This is a genomic window from Planctomycetaceae bacterium (assembly GCA_041398825.1).
Lineage (GTDB): Bacteria > Planctomycetota > Planctomycetia > Planctomycetales > Planctomycetaceae > F1-80-MAGs062.
Map to the genome: position 1 here is coordinate 188,861 of JAWKTX010000010.1, position 17,330 is coordinate 206,190.

Annotated in this window: 10 protein-coding genes; 8 read left to right on the forward strand and 2 right to left on the reverse strand. The window is 55.4% G+C overall.

What is annotated here, in order from left to right:
- The first annotated feature begins 299 nt into the window (after positions 1–299).
- Positions 300–4,202, forward strand: coding sequence for a VCBS repeat-containing protein (locus tag R3C20_18535; GenBank protein ID MEZ6042501.1), 3,903 nt, complete (start codon positions 300–302; stop codon positions 4,200–4,202).
- A 299-nt stretch (positions 4,203–4,501) separates the two neighbouring features.
- Here the strand turns inward: R3C20_18535 and R3C20_18540 are convergent, their stop codons facing one another.
- Both R3C20_18540 and R3C20_18545 read right to left on the reverse strand, forming a co-directional pair.
- Complete coding sequence (locus R3C20_18540) at positions 4,502–5,170, reverse strand: ankyrin repeat domain-containing protein (GenBank protein ID MEZ6042502.1); 669 nt, start codon at positions 5,168–5,170, stop codon at positions 4,502–4,504.
- Between the two features lie 77 nt (positions 5,171–5,247).
- On the reverse strand, positions 5,248–6,843 hold the full coding sequence (locus tag R3C20_18545) for an MlaD family protein (GenBank protein MEZ6042503.1): 1,596 nt from the start codon (positions 6,841–6,843) through the stop codon (positions 5,248–5,250).
- A 467-nt stretch (positions 6,844–7,310) separates the two neighbouring features.
- Between R3C20_18545 and asnB the strand changes: the two genes are divergently transcribed.
- The 7 genes from asnB to R3C20_18580 all read left to right on the forward strand — a co-directional run bounded on the left by asnB (position 7,311) and on the right by R3C20_18580 (position 17,159).
- Complete coding sequence (asnB, locus tag R3C20_18550) at positions 7,311–9,278, forward strand: asparagine synthase (glutamine-hydrolyzing) (GenBank protein MEZ6042504.1); 1,968 nt, start codon at positions 7,311–7,313, stop codon at positions 9,276–9,278.
- Between the two features lie 136 nt (positions 9,279–9,414).
- Positions 9,415–12,135 carry a hypothetical protein gene (locus R3C20_18555; protein MEZ6042505.1) on the forward strand — a complete coding sequence of 907 codons (2,721 nt, stop codon included), beginning with the start codon at positions 9,415–9,417 and terminating at the stop codon, positions 12,133–12,135.
- Positions 12,136–12,199: 64 nt separating this feature from the next.
- Complete coding sequence (locus R3C20_18560) at positions 12,200–13,411, forward strand: glycosyltransferase (protein MEZ6042506.1); 1,212 nt, start codon at positions 12,200–12,202, stop codon at positions 13,409–13,411.
- Positions 13,408–14,769 (forward strand): glycosyltransferase, encoded by a 1,362-nt coding sequence (locus tag R3C20_18565; protein ID MEZ6042507.1) that lies wholly within the window; start codon positions 13,408–13,410, stop codon positions 14,767–14,769. The genes R3C20_18560 and R3C20_18565 overlap by 4 nt, the downstream gene beginning before the upstream one ends.
- A gap of 49 nt (positions 14,770–14,818) precedes the next feature.
- Complete coding sequence (locus R3C20_18570; GenBank protein MEZ6042508.1) at positions 14,819–15,901, forward strand: glycosyltransferase; 1,083 nt, start codon at positions 14,819–14,821, stop codon at positions 15,899–15,901.
- A gap of 7 nt (positions 15,902–15,908) precedes the next feature.
- Positions 15,909–16,040, forward strand: coding sequence for a hypothetical protein (locus tag R3C20_18575; protein ID MEZ6042509.1), 132 nt, complete (start codon positions 15,909–15,911; stop codon positions 16,038–16,040).
- Between the two features lie 57 nt (positions 16,041–16,097).
- Positions 16,098–17,159, forward strand: coding sequence for a FemAB family PEP-CTERM system-associated protein (locus tag R3C20_18580; GenBank protein ID MEZ6042510.1), 1,062 nt, complete (start codon positions 16,098–16,100; stop codon positions 17,157–17,159).
- Positions 17,160–17,330 lie beyond the last annotated feature (171 nt).

A 17,330-nucleotide genomic window follows, 5' to 3' on the forward strand; every position in this document is an offset into this window, starting at 1 on the left:
GAAGTTCTCCAGAAATGGCAGTCGCTCTGGATTGGATGTTTTGGCCTCAGCATGTGCCTTGTCCAACGTCGCAGCCGTGAACTCCCTTCAAGCCTGCAATCAAACTCATTTCCCTGGTTGCTGGCGATTGCCTGTCAGAAACAGCCCGCAGGCAATCTTTGAATTTCCTGTGGCGGAGCACGGTCTTCAAAACGGCTTCTCCTTGTCACTCCGGATTTTCCCTGAGGATTCCTGATCCGGGCCTGTTTCATACTCGCTGCCTGACACCGTCCGGTGCGGCGGCACAAGGACATCGATTCATGCGACTTTCATTTCTCCGGGGTCTCTTTCAGGGAAAATCTGTTCGTAACCGCCGCCATGCTTCTGCCTTCGGTCGACTGGCACCGGAATCACTGGAAGCAAGACTGGTGCTGTCATTCACATCTCCCATCACTTATCTGACGGGAAATAATCCCGCCGGAATTGCCGTTGGCGACTTCAACGCCGATGGTCGATCAGACATGGCCGTCGTCAACAATGCAGTCGATGGTTCGATCTCGGTCATGTTGAGCAATCCGGACGGGTCGTTTCAGCTGCCAGTGAGCTTCCCGGCTGGTACCAGTGCTTTCGATGCGGATGCAGGCGATCTCAACGGAGATGGTTTCGCTGACATTGCCGTCATCGGGACCGCCCTGAACGTGCTTTACGGGCATGGCGATGGCACATTCGACAGTCCTGTGGCGTACCCTGCCGCGCCAGGTTCTCATTCGGTCCGTATCGGAGACTTTAACAACGACGCGATCCTTGATGTCGGCACCATGAATACCAACAGTGCCAGTGTTTATCTGGGTGTTGGTGACGGCACGATGCAACCGCGTTCGGATGTCGCGGTCCCGGGCAACAACATCAATCTGGTGCTGGCGGATGTCGATCGCGACGGTAATCTGGACATGGCAACGTCCAATACGTCCAGTATCGGAACGGTCAGTATCCTGCGCGGTCGCGGCGATGGCTCTTTCGATCCCCCCAGCAGCTATTACGCATTTTCCGCCCCCGTTTATCTGGCTGCCGGTGACTTCAACAACGACGGCTACGTGGACCTTGCCGTCCCCAACTCATACGTTGCCACGTCCATGAGCATCCTGATGAACAATGGGGATGGGACATATGGAGCGCCACACACCTACGGGATCGCTCAGACAGGCTACGAGATTGAGGTGGCCGACTTCAACAACGATGGCTATGACGACTTTGCTGTCCGCGGTTCCAGCAAATACATGATCAGTCATGGCCGAGGCGATGGAACGTTCTACCCATCGATTGACTATCCGACTCCCAGCGGACGATTCGAATCCGGCACGCACGGAGATTTCAACGGTGATGGCGCGGTCGACCTCGCATACCCCAGCGCCGGGGGTGTGACGGTTGTGACCAACGACAACGCCGATTACCAGAATCTGGCGGGAGCAGTCACCTTTCGAGTCTCCGCGCCGGCTTCGACCACTTCGGGGTCCGTGCTCCCGATGACCATCGAGGCCATTGATGCGGATGGAAACATCGCTGCGGGATTCCGCGGCGTCGTGTACATCAGCAGCAGCGATCCTCAGGCAAGCACAGCCAGCGGGTATGCCTTTAATCCCCTGGATGCCGGCATTCCCTATGTCTTCACAGAGGCAGATGGCGGATCGCATTCGTTTGTCGGGGCGATCCGGCTGATCACAGGTGGCATGCAGTCTGTCACCGTGTCCGCCCCGAACATGCAGGCTGCCTCCGTGGATGTCGAAGTCACCGGTCAGGTATCACAACTGGGGATCTCTGTTCCGGCCGGAGCAGTGGCCGGCGACAGTTTTGAAATCACGGTCAGTGCAGTCGATACAGCAGGAGCTCTGGCTCCTGGGTATTCGTCGATGGTCTTTTTCACGAGCAGCGATGCGCTTGCGGGATTGCCAGCCGACTACACGTTTACCCAGGAAGATGCCGGCCAGCACACCTTCACTGTCACTCTCCGAACCGCGGGAAATATTGTCATCAAGGCAACCGAAGTCGGCGGAAAAATCAGCGGGGCCGGCCGCGTCAATGTGACGCCACTGGCCGCGACAAGTCTCTCCCTGGCCGGTTCCTCGGGGCCAATTGGCACATCCCGGGCCGTGACCATCGTTGCCAGGGATATCTATGGAAACACCGCAACCAGCTACTCCGATACGATCCACTTCACGAGTTCTGATCCTGCCGCACTGGTCCCCGATGATCTGACGCTGTCAAACGGGGTCGGAACGACAATGGTCACGTTCCTGACCGTCGGCACCCAGACGCTCACCGCAACAGATCTGGTGACACCTTCGATCAACGGGACCCTGACGAGTGACGCGACGCCCCCGGTTGCCAGTGCGTTCAGCATCACCGGTGCGAATTCCACCACGGCTGGTGAAAACCAGACATTCGTCGTACAGGTCCTCAACACCATCGGGCAGACTGCCACGGACTACCGCGGAACCGTGTTCTTCACCAGTTCCGATGTGCAGGCAGGACTGCCGCAGAGTTATACATTTACCACGGAGGATGGTGGGATCCACGAATTTACAGCAACACTTCGCACCGCCGGAATTCAGTCGGTCTCCGCCCGAAGCAGTGATGGCACGATCGTGGGATCCCTGGCCGGGGTTGCCGTCAGCGCAGCCGAGTACTCCGATCTGCAGCTTTCTGTTCCGAACGGTCGAGACAGCCAGGGCCACGTTCTGGTGACTGCCGGTGAAACGATTCAGTTGAGCGTCCGCGCGACCGATGCCTTTGGAAATACAGTCACCCGTTTCGCCGGATCCGTTCAGCTGTCCAGTACCGACGGGCTGGCTGCCTTCCCCTCAATCGTGAATTTCACGGCGGCGGATGACGGTCTGGTGGTTGTTCCCGTTGAACTACGGACATCGACTCCCAATGGGATCGTCTGGTCGTTCATCGCGACCGATGTCACGGACCCATTGACGGCGGCGACAGTCACGAACTTTGAAGTCGTGAATGGAATTGCCACCGTATTCACCGTTTCCACGCCGACCAACATTGGTGCCGGGGAGGTCTTTGCATCCAAAGTCACCGCACTGGACGCATTTGGAAACACGGCGAAGAACTACTTCGGGACCGTCCACTTCTCCACAACGGCAGGCACGGCTACCCTTCCGGCAAACTATACGTTTGCGGCTGAGGACGGAGGTGTTCATGCGTTCGATCTCGCGATCGGAACGGCCGGGGCACAATCAATCGTCGTGTCGGACACGGCAAACATCGCTGTCAGCGGACAGGCGGGGACGAACGTCCGAGTTGGTGAATTCAGCAGGTTCACAATCTCCACCACAAGCGACGCCAGTGTCGGAGTCAGCCAACAAGTCACAGTGACGGCGACGGATGCTTATGGAAATCTGATCGACAACTACACCGGCACTGTCCGCTTCGCCAGCAGCGATCCTCAGGCACAGTTGCCGCAGGAGTACTCGTTCAGCAACAAGGATGGAGGCACACAGGTTTTCAGCGCGACGTTCAACACGATCGGGCCCCAGTCGATTTCAGTGATCGACATCGATGTTCCGTCAATCTCAACCACGCGAAGCGGCATCTCAGTCACTCCGCTCAGATCTCAGGTTGCCGATTTTTCCATCACCAGTGGTAAGGCCACCGCGGGACAGGCTCTGACTGTGGTGGTGGCGGCGCGAGATTCATCCGGCAATGTCATTTCCGGTTACACGGGAACCGTTTCCTTCAGCAGCAGTGACCAGCAGGCCGGGCTTCCCGCCAGTTATACATTCACCGCGGCCGACGGTGGATCCCATGCGTTTTCCGTAACGCTGAAGACAGCAGGGCGACAGTCGCTGCAGGTGACCGATTCTGCCGCTGCTGTCAGCTCTTCCGCCAGCATCACGGTGGAACCAGGCTCTGCGGCTCGCTTTGCGATTTCGACACCGGCAACAGTTACTTCCGGCCGAAGCTTCACGGTCCGACTGACGGTGTATGACGCATACGGAAACATCGCCACGAACTTTGCAGGAACCGTTCGACTGAACAGCTCTGACTCCAAAGCCGGAAAGACGACGGAGTACACATTCAGTTCGAAGGATGCGGGAGTGCACGAGTTCAAGTACACAATCAAAGCAACGGGTCCTCAGACACTGTTCTTCACGAACCTGGACGACTCGTCAATCTTTGCCAGTACTGTGATCAATGTGCTGTCCCGGTAAGCCGATTGGCCCCGTAAGCTGATGTCCAACTATAAAGAGAAGAAGACTGTCGGCAGGGCAGCCCCGGCGGAGTGGCCGACTCAACGCTGTCGTGCTTGATCGGGGAAAGACGCTGATTTCCCGACGGGGGAACGAAAAAGGGGTCATTCTGCTTTTCCTGTTGCCTTGGCCTGCCTCGGGGTCGAAGCGACGATTCAGGACCGAAAATTGCAGCCGTTCCCAGGCCACCCAGTGATGTTTGCGGACCGTTGGCCATGGAAATCCAGGGGGGATGCGGCCATGGTGCACTGCCGGGTTTGCTATGGTGGTAAGCGGAAGCTTCCAATTGGCGGAAAGTCAGGACCGACACCCGAGCCTTCGTATGAGAGTTGATCGATGATTGTCTTGTCTCGCAGGTGCCAGCTCGCCCAGCTTAGTGGCGTGTCCTGGTTGGCATCACGAATGGTCGGATCGGCACCAGCATCCAACAATAATTGAATCACTTCTCCACTGCCCCAGGCCGCGGCTCTGTGTAGCGGCGTCTCTCCGCGTACACGCGCATCTCTCCACAGCATATACGTTTTCATACCGGGCTTCGTTCGAGCATTGGGGTTCGCGCCATGATCAAGTAATAACCGGACAGCTCGAGTGTCACTATGACCGGCGACGCCGTGAAGCGCCGTCTCACCGTTATGGTCGCTGGCCCGGTTAACATCGGCTCCCGATTCAACCAACAAACGCAGACATTCGAAGTGTCCACAAACCCCCAGAATCACCGGCGCAATGTTTTCGTTGCGCTGAACATCCGGATCAGCTCCGTGCTCCAGAAGATAGCGCATCACATCAGGATGGAAGGTCAACAGCGGCCCCATACCATACTGGTCCACGCTGTTTGGGTCAGCGCCCTGTTCGATCAGTCGCTTCACCGTTTCGAAATCACCACCATTTGCGGCCCGGACAAGTTCGTCATTCTTTGCAAGACGATTCATGGAAGTCTCTGCGGACACAAAACAGGGGCAAGCGGTATCCGAAACGGAACGCTGAAGACCTATTCAGTCAATCAGTTTCAGTCAATCAGTGAAATCATGGGCCCGGAAGGAGTCAGACAGAGAAGACCGATGATACTGCCGTCCCGTTGAGCGACCACGGGAGATCCGTTCCATGCTGTCAAATCGCCCGTATCATTGGTGATGATCCACCCTTTTTCCGTCGGCTGCAGTTGATCCCGCCCCAGACTATGGATCACAGAACCAACATTGCCGTCGGAGAAGACGTGCCTGCAGATGCAACAATCTTCGACATCACCGGGCTTGCGAAAGGCTTTGTTTGCAAGCGGCCCGGCCTTTGGGTGAGAGTTCGTTGTAATGGCACTTCCTTCCGCCAGAATCTGAAGTCGAACATGAGACGTTCGATGCGTTCCAGTGCTGTCTTCAGTTTCTGAGTTGCCGACGGGTCTCAGCGCGACGTCAAGAGACAAGCCATCCATCTGACAAACGGCTGGGATTTCTATTGCCCGTTGGGAAGCATCTGCAGCCTGAGATTCCGGATCCTTTGAGTCGTGCGGCATCGCATCCAGTATGCCGGGAGCCGTTAACAGTTGAATGGCTCCATCTTCAGCGCCAACCAGGACACCATTCAGCGTGATTGTCCTGCTGCGTTTGATCCCCAGAAGAGACGACTGAACGTCGGCTCGAACAATCACTGTTTCCGGCAATTCAAAATCGATCAATGGCAGCAGTGCTTCGCTCTTCAGCCATTCCTCTTTGACCTCCGAGTGCAGCGTGAACAGATGGCCGCTGGAAACAGCCCCGGGCTCACCATCGGAAACAAGCGTTGTGAAAGAGACGCCACCTCGAACGATGGTGCTCAGTGAGTCGGCATTCAGCTTGATTCCGCTGAGCCCAACATTCACACCCAGACCGCTATTCACCCAGAACTTCGAAGACGAACGCAGCAGTCGCTGATATTCTGCCTGAATTCGGACGTGAACATCGACGGAGCGAGCATCCGGCGACAGTCCGACGGACAGAACCTGACCGACATCGACACCTCGCCAGGTCACGGGTGCCCCGGAATTAATACCATGCGTCGAATCGCTCCGTAAAACGACGTCGATCCCCTGTCCTGTTTCCTCATCGGGCGGAGCATATGCGAGACCTTCGAAGTGTGCCTGGTATCCGGCTCCCGTTTCGCCGGGACTGACACCGATGTACTTGGCTCCGACGGCTGTTTCCAGGCCGCTGATCCCGCTCAGGCTGACTTGTGGTCGAACAATCCAGAATCGAGTCCCTTCGCGCGCCAGTCCGGCGGCTTCGGGGGTGAGGACCACCGTCGCAGTGATTCTGGACAGGTCATCGCTGAGCGACACGGTTTCTACCTGCCCGACCTCGATACCTCGATGCCGAACAAAATCACCTGTCTTCAAACCATGACCTTCCGGGAAAATGATGGTAATGAGCGGTCCGTGCGCCGGGATCGATTGCCACGTCATCCAGACAGCCAGCACCAGGCAGACCAACGTCACCCACCACATCTTCGAAGCGCGAACCAGCGCAGACGGACTGCCGGAAGAATCTCGCACGATGGCCTTTGGTATGTTTCGTTCCGCAGAAAGAACAGACTCCTGCTCTGCAGCCGCATCAGTTTTCTCTTCTTCCGACATACCTTTGCTCAGCCCTTCACGGCCTGGTGAAACATTTTCGCTCTACCGCAGGATAATCGGTCAGGAACAATTAAGGCAACACAGCGCCATAAATTGAAATCACCAGCGCTGGCATGGCGGTCCTCTGATGCCGTGGCGTGCCATCGCATTATCTGCGCCAACGTGACCAAACACATATCTGGTGCAATCGCTTCAACTGGTTTGTTCGTGACAACGGAAAAATCAGGCAACGCTGTGCGAACGATTGGTTGCGGAGGCGTCAGACTTCCGGCATCGCGATGGTGCTTTTCAGCAACATCTGATTTCACCCTGCACAACCGTGCGGGAAAAACCACGGAGTGTTGCAGTTGTGCGGTGCGAAGGTCGTGAGGTGACCTAGGTTTTGAGGACAGACAGGTGCGTCTCATTGCACCGCGATCGCGGTACGTGATCGAAAACTGCACTCGAAAGACCTGATGGAGCCCGCCATGTGCGGTATTGCTGGTGTCCTCTACTCTGATTCCGACAGACCCGTTCTGAGAGAATCGCTCAAACACATGGGCGATGCGATCGCGCTGCGCGGACCCGACGGGGAAGGGTTCTACCGCTCGGGCAACTTCGGAATGGTTCATCGTCGCCTCTCGATCATTGACCTCGAAGGCGGCAGTCAGCCCATCGGAAACGAAGATGGTTCGATTCAGGTTGTCTTTAATGGAGAAATCTACAACTACCGCGAACTCAGGGCAGAGTTGGAGTCTCAGGGCCATCTTTTTAAGACCAACTCGGATACGGAGGTTCTGGTTCATTTGTTTGAAGAGTACGGACCGCACCTGTGCACCCGTCTTCGTGGCATGTTCTCCTTTGCACTCTGGAATTCCCGATCCCGACAACTGATGCTTGCGCGGGATCACCTGGGCCAGAAGCCCCTGTTCATCTACCGTGACGGTCAGAAGCTGCTGTTTGGGTCCGAACTGAAAGCTCTGTTCGCGCACGGCGAAGTTGAACGAACCATTTCACCGGAAGCGATTGAAGACTACCTGACATTCGGATTCATCCCTGGTCAGCGAAGCATCCTGCAAAGGGTTCAGAAACTTCCCGCCGGACACTGGATGCTGGTGTCGACGGATCGGATGGATTCGAGGCCTCAGCGATACTGGGAGTTATCGTTTTCGACCGAAGTTCATGCCTCAGAGGACGAATGGAAGGATCGCATTGATGAAGCCATTCGCAGCAGTGTGAAAGCCCACCTGATTGCCGATGTTCCAGTGGGTGCTTTTCTGAGCGGGGGCCTGGACAGCAGCGCCATTGTGGCCACGGTTTCCGGCCTGTTGAATGAGCCACTGCAGACATTCTCCATTGGCTTCCAGGAAAAGAAATTCAGCGAACTGCCTTACGCCGAATCGGTCGCTCATCACTTTGGTTGCCTGCACACAGAAGAAATTGTGACTCCGGAAGCCACGCGGGATCTGGAGGCACTGACCTATCTGTACGACGAACCGTTCGCGGATGCCTCAGCAATTCCCACCATGGCCGTTGCCCGAATGGCATCGAATCATGTGAAGGTCGCGTTGTCAGGAGACGGCGGTGATGAACTGTTTGGCGGCTATGCCCGGTATTCGCACGATCTGAAAGAAGCAGCGTTGCGCGATCGTTTACCTGCCTGGCTGCGGATGCAGATTCTGGGTCGGATGGCAGCTGTCTGGCCCAAAGCAGACTGGTTACCACGTCCGCTTCGTCTACAGACGTTGTTGCAGAATCTGTCATCGGAACCTGCTGTTGCTTATGCCAATACCGTTTCCACCTGCCGTCGGGCGATGCGGTCACAATTGCTGAATCCTCAGTTTGCTGCTCGCCTTGCCAATCATCATCCGGAGTCGCTGATCGAAGATGGGTTTCGAAAAGGGCATCGCGACGTACTGAGCGGAATGCTGTCGGCCGATACTGCTGTCCTGCTGCCGGATGATTTCCTCACGAAAGTCGACCGGGCCAGCATGGGCTTCGGGCTGGAAGTCCGGCCCCCGCTGATCGACTGGCAGTTGATGGAGCTCGCGGCTTCGATGCCATCTTCAATGAAAGTCCGGAACGGATCAAAGAAGTGGATCCTGAAACAGATTTTTGAGTCCCGTTTGCCTGACAAACTCGTGCACCGACGCAAACAGGGTTTTGAACTGCCGACGGACGCATGGATGCGAGGGCCACTGAAAGATCAGATTCACCAGCTGGTGCTGAGCCCGAGTGCTTCCATCGCGGAGTACATCGATGTCAAACGCGCTTCCAGGCTCTTTGCGGACCACTGCCGGGGACGGGGACGATACGGACAACTGCTATGGTCACTGCTGGTGCTGGGATGCTGGCTGAACACCTGGGGCAAAGGCATCACGCCTACACCACCTGAATCCGGACGAAGGAAAAGCAGAGCGGAAGGAGACGATGCGCTGACGGGACATTGCAGGTAATTCTGTCCGTCAACTGTACCTGGTCATTGACTACGCCGGGAGTGATCCATCCCTTTTTGAGGTTTTCAGAATCGTGCAGGCATCGTCAGCAAATTCAAACATTCACACTCAGCAATCATCCGTTCGAATGGAGGCGATGATCGTTTCCAATGCGCAGCATGAGTTGCAGGATGTTCCTGTCTGCGGCGGCGTTTGCTTTCCCCGGAATACTCTGCGAGACGTGACCAGGGCAAGGTTCAGAGTGCCCTCCGATCCGAATGATGGTCGGGAGGGCGGAACAGCGCAGACAGAGGTGCTGGATCGATGGAGCGACGGAAGCATCCGCTGGTTACTGGCTTCGTTGGTCGTCCCTCGTGTTGCAGGAAGTCCACCAACGTCGAAAACAGGGCAGAGAATTCCTGTCATCCTGGATTTGTCGTGTGATGAAGATCACCAAAAGGAAAGCGACCAGAGACAGCTCACCAGTGTGGCAGCGGCCGCCGAAATCACCACCACAGTCAAATACTCTGGCGGCCAGATCATTGTCGTCATTCGGAACGATTGCGACCGTCATCTGCAGGAGCGAACTCTGCGGCTCACGTCCAGGCTTTCCGACACCAGCAACCAACCAATGCATGTTGAGTGGAAATCCGTTCGGCAGGAAACTCAGGGCGAAGTTCGTCGGGTGTTCGTGGTCAACGGCTGTGTCCGCGAATGTCCGGACGTGATGCTTCAGGTTCGGCTGACGCATTGGGTTCAGATCGGGCAATTGCAGGTGGAAACGCGATTGCGGAATAGTCGCCGAGCTCGACATAAAGGGGGACTCTGGGATTTGGGCGATTCCGGATCGTTTTGTTTTCGATCACTGGATTTCGAATTGCAGCTGGACGAACTGGGCGTATCCAACGACGTCTACTGGCAGGCCGAACCAAATCAGAATTTTCGGCGACACACCGCAAAAGAGACTCTCAGGGTCCAGCAGAATGGCAGTGGCTTCCGGAACTGGAGCTCGACGAATCATCGCACAGACCAGGCAACGACGTCTGTGGCAGATCGAGGCTATCAGGTTCAAAGCAGCAACGGGACGTTTCGAGGCTATCACGCACAGCCCACGGTGGTGCTTGTTTCTGAAACCGGCTCGTTCTCGGTTAGTCAGCCGGAATTCTGGCAGCAGTTCCCGTCGTCCATTGAAGTTAATAAAGGTCAACTGATTTGGGGAGTCCTGCCCGAGCATGCCGGCGACGCGCACTACGAACTGCAGGGAGGCGAGCAGAAAACAAAAACCACCTGGATTGCCCTGCACAACGACCATTCTTCAGAACGTGACATCCTGCCGACGGGTGCATTGGCTCATGTCTGCTCTGTGACACGAATCATTCAATCCGGAGCTTCGTTCGCCGAGGCAAACGTTTTGCCATGGTTTCCTGGCGACTATCCGGCAAGAGATGCCGACACTGGAACCGGATTTCCGACATCAGGGTCAGAGCGCCCGGTCGATGACGATCTCCGTCGACTGAGTTCTTATCTGGCTGATGCAACGAGTGGTGATTTTTCTCTGGAAGCACGTCGAAGAAAAATTGATGAATTCGGCTGGCGCAACTTTGGGGACATTCCCGCTGACCACGAACAAACCCACTACGAAGGTTCGAATACGATTGTTTCTCACTACAACAATCAGTTTGATCTGATCTTTGGGGCGATTCTTCAGTTTGCCGCGTCAGCCGATTTACGGTGGATCGATCTTTTTGATCCGCTCGCCAGGCACGTGATGGACATCGACATCTATCACACCACGCAGGATCGCGAGGTCTTCAATGGCGGGTTATTCTGGCACACCGACCATTATGTCGATGCCAGAACTGCGACTCACCGCACGTATTCCCGTGAGAATCAAAAACCGGGTCGTCCTTATGGTGGCGGACCTGGCAACGAACATAACTACACGACCGGATTGCTTTACTATTTCTATCTGACTGGCAACCCGGAAGCGCGCGAATCTGTTCTGCTGCTGGCGGACTGGGTTCTGCGGATGGACGACGGCAGAAACACAATCTTCGGGATTCTGGATGATGGGCCGACGGGACATGCTTCTGCCACTGTGTTTGAAGATTTTCACGGGCCAGGCCGCGGAGCCGGAAATTCGATCAACGCGCTGTTGGATGCATGGCTGCTGACACGAGACGACCGATATCTTCTGAAGTCAGAAGAGCTGATTCGACGCTGCGTTCATCCTGAGCAGGACTTGCACTCCCTGCATCTGACTGATGCCGAGGGACACTGGTCTTACAGTGTGTTTCTTACTTCGCTCGGGCGATACCTGCTTATCAAGCAGGAAGCAGATCAACTGGATGAAATGTATTCGTACGCTCGGGAGACGATGCGACATTACGGCCGCTGGATGGTCGTCCATGAAAAACGCACCCTGAGTGAACCGGACAAGCTCGAATATCCGACAGAAGCCTGGGCCGCACAGGATTTCAGAAAAGCCAACACTCTTCGACTCGCCGCAAACTGCGAGGACGAACCGCGTCTGGCAGCTGCGATGCGATCGAAAGCGAGGGAACTTAACAACTTCGCGTGGAGTGACTTGTACGACTTTGGAGAGGCCCACCTGACAGCAAGATGCCTTTCGATTCTGATGACGGAAGGACAGCGGGATCTGTTCCATCGGACGTGTGCTCCGCAACCCATCCCGTCTGGTGAACTCCAGTGGCGCCAATCGCCGGAATGTGCAGCACAGTGGTCAATGTTTATTCCTCAAAAAGAACGAGTGCGGCGAATTCTGAAATCTCCTGTTCACCTGGCCGGAGCCGTTGTTCGCGCACTCAATCCCAACCGTTGTCGCCGGGCAATTCAGGCCTTCCGTCGACAAATCTGATTTATCGGATCAGCAGCACACTTTGCCCGGTCCATGAGTTCATCGAAAACGAGTACCCCGATCCATGATTCAGGCTGTCAGGAAAACCATTCACGACATTCCGCAAACGGATGATCGTCCCACGATCTGCCATGTCATCCACGCACTGGGTGTGGGTGGAGCAGAAGTGCTTGTGAATAACATGGTGCGATGTCTGTCGGACGAGTTTCGATGCATCGTGGCAGTGCTGGACGAGATTGGCCAAATCGGTGATCAACTGATCCGGGATGGAATCATCGTTGAGCACCTGCATCGTCAGCCGGGTATCGATCGCGGCTGTGCCAGGCGACTGAAGGCGTTCGCGGATAAGCACGGGGCCGCAATCCTGCACGCTCATCAGTACACGCCATTCTTTCAGTCTGTACTGAGCCGAGGGCTGACCGGAACCCGACCGGTTGTTTTCACAGAACATGGACGGCATTTCCCTGACATCCCCAGCCGTAAACGAAGCCTTGTCAACCGTCTGCTGCTGAGAAAACATGACCGGTTGTTCGGCGTTGGCGAGGCGACTCGTCAGGCACTTATTGACAACGAAGGACTTCCTGCGTCACGGGTGGAGACGATCTACAACGGAGTTGACCTGGAGGCCATGCGAATCCTCGATCCAGGCGCGCGTTCTGCCGTCAGAAAGGAATTTGGCATTGGAAAAGACGACTTCCTCATTGTCCAGATTGCTCGACTCCACGAACTCAAAGATCACCAGACGGCCCTGAAAGTCATGGATGTGGTTCGCCGCCGTCAACCCACGGCCAAACTGTTAATTGTTGGCGACGGAGAACAACGCGCAGCAATTGAATGCAGCGTTGCAGCACTCGGATTGGAATCCAATGTTATTCTCGCCGGTACCCGAAGTGATATCGGACGGCTGCTGTGTGCCAGCGATGCATTCCTGTTGACAAGTATCAGCGAAGGTATCCCGTTGACGGTGATCGAAGCCATGGCGGCCGAACGACCAGTCGTTTCGACATCCGTTGGTGGCATCGCCGAAATGGTAGAACACGGCCGGTCCGGATTCCTGGCTCCGGCGGGAGACTTCGAAGGGCTGGCCAGTCACCTTCTGAACCTGGCATCTGGCAGCGACCTGCGGCAGACCACAGGAAGAGCTGGCTCGCAGATCGCAACCCGAAAGTTCTCACAGAACGCGATGATGAACAGCTATCGCCAGGTCTATCGCGAATTAATTTCCATCAGAAAGCCCCAAATCAACCGGGCTGCGGATAACGGAGTCAACACATGATCGCTGCTGTCGATTCCCAGGCACACACCCAAACAAATGTGTCGCAGGGTTCACTGATTGTCTTCTCTGATGACTGGGGGCGACACCCATCATCGTGTCAGCATCTGGTCAAACACCTTCTGGATGACTACTCAGTCTTGTGGGTCAACACCATCGGCACGCGCGCCCCGCGACTGGACTGGGCGACCATGGCACGTGTCGCAGAAAAACTCAAACAATGGTCCGGCATTTCACGATCGGGCTCCTCAAAGTCAGCGGAAGCGGAACACGATCCCGAGTTCGGTCATACCCGCAAAACACACGCCCACTCGCACCCGAATTTGTCCGTCGTGAATCCGAAAATGTGGCCATGGTTCGGACGGGACTTCGATCGCAAGCTGAATCAATGGCTGCTTTGTCGTCAGCTCTCACCTCTGATCGAAAAACTTCCCAAGCCGGTTTATGCCATCACGACACTGCCGCTGACGGCCGATTTGCCGGCAGTATTGCCAGTGCATCGATGGCTCTATTACTGCGTCGACGACTTTTCGCAATGGCCGGGGCTGGACGGAAACACTCTGCGACGCATGGACAGCGCCATGATTCGTGCCGCGGATTCACTGGTCGCTGTCAGTGAAAATCTTCAGCGAATGATCGCAGATGAAGGTCGTACTTCGACGCTGCTCACTCATGGTGTCGACCAGGATTTCTGGCGTTCTCCGGACCGACGACCATCGATGTCCCACCTGTTACCCGAGGGATCGATCGTGTTCTGGGGCGTTGTCGACCGGAGGATGGATGTTGCGACTGTCAGAATGCTGTCACGGGACCTTGCCGCGGAAGATTCTTCGCAAGGCCGTCAGGCGGCAACTCGAATTGTGCTGATTGGACCTCAACAGGATCCGGATCCGGCCTTGTTGGCTCTTCCCAATGTCCTGTCGCTGGCAGCCCAACCGCTGGAGCATCTGCCAGCCATCGCGCAGGAAGCGGACGTACTGATCATGCCGTATGCCGACCTTCCGGTAACTCGCGCTATGCAGCCACTGAAGCTGAAGGAATACCTTGCCACAGGAAAGCCAGTGGTCGTCAACAAGCTTCCGGCGACCGACGAGTGGGAAAACAGCATGGACGTTGCCAGCTCACCGGAAGAATTCAGCCGGTTTGTCCGCCTGCGAAAAATGACGGGGGTCACAACACAGCAACTGTCAGATCGCCAGCGACTCGCTGATGAAAACTGGCAGGCGAAAGCGAGACACCTGGAAGCCGCAATGCGTGACTTCTGCCCGTTCAACACAACCAGCCCCTGTCCGCGAACGTCCGGGCTTTACGGATCAGGCAAGACATCCGGAGCGAGCATTCGAGCGGCAGAATCCGTCTGAACGACGCCATGAATCAGAAGAAACAATTTTGCGGTCAGAGAATCATTTCATGAAAAACAAACCATTTGTATTGCACACGCGAGTCGTCACCGGGACAGGTGGTGGACCGGAAAAGACGATCCTGAATTCTCCCCGCTATCTCAAGCGTTACGGAATCGATTCGGCCTGCTTATTCATGCGACCACCGGGTGACCCCGGCTTCGAAACGATCGAAAAAAAGGCAGCGATTGCGGATGCAGAGGTACTGGGCATCGATGACAACGGCCCGCTTGACTTTGGCGTTATTCGCCAGTGCATCCGAATCTGCCGCGAACGCAATGTATCCATCTGGCATGCGCACGACTACAAGAGTAACGCTCTCGGGCTTGTCGTGAAATGTTTTCATCCGATGCATCTGGTTACGACAGCGCACGGGTGGGTCCGATTTACATCGCGGACGCCGTTGTACTACAAGATCGACCGATTCTGTATGAAACGATACGACAAAGTCATCTGTGTATCGTCTGACCTGTATGACCAGTGTGAATCACTGCCGATCGAAGATTCTCGACTGCACCTTGTCGACAATGCGATTGTCCTTGAGGACTACAAGACAGAGCCTCCCGGACTGCCGGACCGTGCAAGATTCGGACTGGATTCTCAGGCCTTTGTGATTGGTGCCGCAGGACGACTGTCTGAAGAAAAAGGGTTTCATCATTTGATTGATGCTGTGGGCCAGCTGATCCGAAACGGCATGAACGTCCGCCTTCTGATCGCGGGCGAAGGACATCTTCGAGCTCAGTTGCAGAGCCAGATTGACGATCTGCAGCTGCCCGATTCCATCAGACTTGTTGGCTTTCTCGCTGACCCTCGGGAATTGTATCAGGCCATTGACTTGTTCGTGCTGAGCAGTTTAAGAGAAGGCCTGCCGAATGTCGTTCTGGAAGCAATGGCATCCAAACGCCCAGTGGTCGCTACCAACTGCAATGGAATCCCCAGACTGATTGCCGATGGAAAAAACGGACTGATTGTGAAGCCCGATAATCCGAAGGCAGCTTTCGTGCGATTCAAGGTGTGTGCAGTCAGCAGAACTGACTGCTCGCGCCTAACTGCTGCAGGTCGCCGCACCCTTGAAGAAAAGATTCTGTTTTGACAAACGCATGAAGAAGATTGTCGATATCTACAGGCAACTCGACAGTGGCTTGTCGTCTCGCATTGCTTCTCAGGCAAAACAGGAAGCGTCTGGAACCACCGATGATTGCGCGTCTCACGTTGTGGTCACACAACGATAAGACGGCTTTGATTTTTCACGTTGCGTAATCACCCATTGCATTCAAGACAACAACGCCATGTTTACTACGATTCAAACAGCAAACGCAACCTGTGTCAGGTGCGAGACTTCTCCGCCAGCCGGATGGAACGGCTATCTTCAGAAGTGGAGTTATGACGGATTCCATCTTCGGACGGAGTGGGCAGACGTCTTCTCATTATCACTACGACATCAACCCTGGTACTTGTGGGTAGAACAGGACGATCGAATCGTTGGAGTGTTGCCGCTGATGTACATCGAGGGGCCTGTCTTCGGAAGATTTCTGGCGAGCCAGCCGTACCTGAACACAGGCGGGGTTCTGGCAGACACTGGTGATATTGAACGACGCCTGATCGATCAAGCCATCATTCTGGCAGACAAACTGGATGTCAGGCACCTGGAATTGCGTCATGAAAGGCATGTCGATCACCCTGCCCTGAATGGCACGAGTACAGAAAAAGTACACATGCGACTGGCTCTGCCGAACACAACCGATGAACTTTGGGACGGGCTGAAATCAAAACTCCGAAGCCAGATCCGGAAGCCTCTGAATAACCCTGAGCTACGGGTCGGGTTTGGTGGCCACGAACGATTGAATGAGTTCTATGACATCTTTTGTCGCAATATGCGCGACCTGGGAACGCCGCCATTCAGCAGGCAGCTGTTTGCACAAATGCTCGACAAGTTTGGCGACAATGCTGAAATCTGCACCGTAACACTGAACGGCAATCCCGTGGCCTCTGGCTTTCTGTTGCACGGCCCCGAAGTCACGCTGATTCCAAGTGCCAGTTCATTGCGTGAATACAATCAAACCAGTTGCAACTTGTTGATGTACTGGCATGTTTTGAGTCGCGCGGTGGAGCGTGGACAGAAAGTGTTTGACTTCGGACGAAGTTCTCAAAACAGCGGGACGTACAAATTCAAACAGCAGTGGGGTTCTGACGAATATCCCGCTATTTGGCAGTACTACAGCCGTCGCGGGGATGCCGGGGACATGCGACCAGGCAGTGGGCGATTCAATCGCGTTATTGAAATCTGGAAACGACTTCCTGTTTGGTTCACCCGGGTGATTGGCCCCACGATCGTGCGGGGAATCCCATAAACAGAATGTCCTGAACCGCTGATCGCATCGGTTTGCGCGATTCATTCAGAGAAAGAGATTTTGAGGGCGGAAGCATTTTTCCATCTTCCAGGTGTTTCAAGCCCTCCGTGAACCGGACAAAGAGTCCATTTCTCACACAGCTGGATCGGATCGACCTATGCTTCCAGAACG

Excerpts from the sequence above, each read along its gene's own strand:
- R3C20_18535 (MEZ6042501.1), top strand. The coding sequence starts at position 300 with ATGCGACTTTCATTTCTCCGGGGTCTCTTTCAGGGAAAATCTGTTCGT.
- R3C20_18540 (MEZ6042502.1), bottom strand. The coding sequence starts at position 5,170 with ATGAATCGTCTTGCAAAGAATGACGAACTTGTCCGGGCCGCAAATGGT.
- asnB (MEZ6042504.1), top strand. The coding sequence starts at position 7,311 with ATGTGCGGTATTGCTGGTGTCCTCTACTCTGATTCCGACAGACCCGTT.
- R3C20_18580 (MEZ6042510.1), top strand. The coding sequence starts at position 16,098 with ATGTTTACTACGATTCAAACAGCAAACGCAACCTGTGTCAGGTGCGAG.
- R3C20_18575 (MEZ6042509.1), top strand. The coding sequence starts at position 15,909 with ATGAAGAAGATTGTCGATATCTACAGGCAACTCGACAGTGGCTTGTCG.
- R3C20_18570 (MEZ6042508.1), top strand. The coding sequence starts at position 14,819 with ATGAAAAACAAACCATTTGTATTGCACACGCGAGTCGTCACCGGGACA.
- R3C20_18560 (MEZ6042506.1), top strand. The coding sequence starts at position 12,200 with ATGATTCAGGCTGTCAGGAAAACCATTCACGACATTCCGCAAACGGAT.
- R3C20_18565 (MEZ6042507.1), top strand. The coding sequence starts at position 13,408 with ATGATCGCTGCTGTCGATTCCCAGGCACACACCCAAACAAATGTGTCG.
- R3C20_18545 (MEZ6042503.1), bottom strand. The coding sequence starts at position 6,843 with ATGTCGGAAGAAGAGAAAACTGATGCGGCTGCAGAGCAGGAGTCTGTT.
- R3C20_18555 (MEZ6042505.1), top strand. The coding sequence starts at position 9,415 with ATGATCGTTTCCAATGCGCAGCATGAGTTGCAGGATGTTCCTGTCTGC.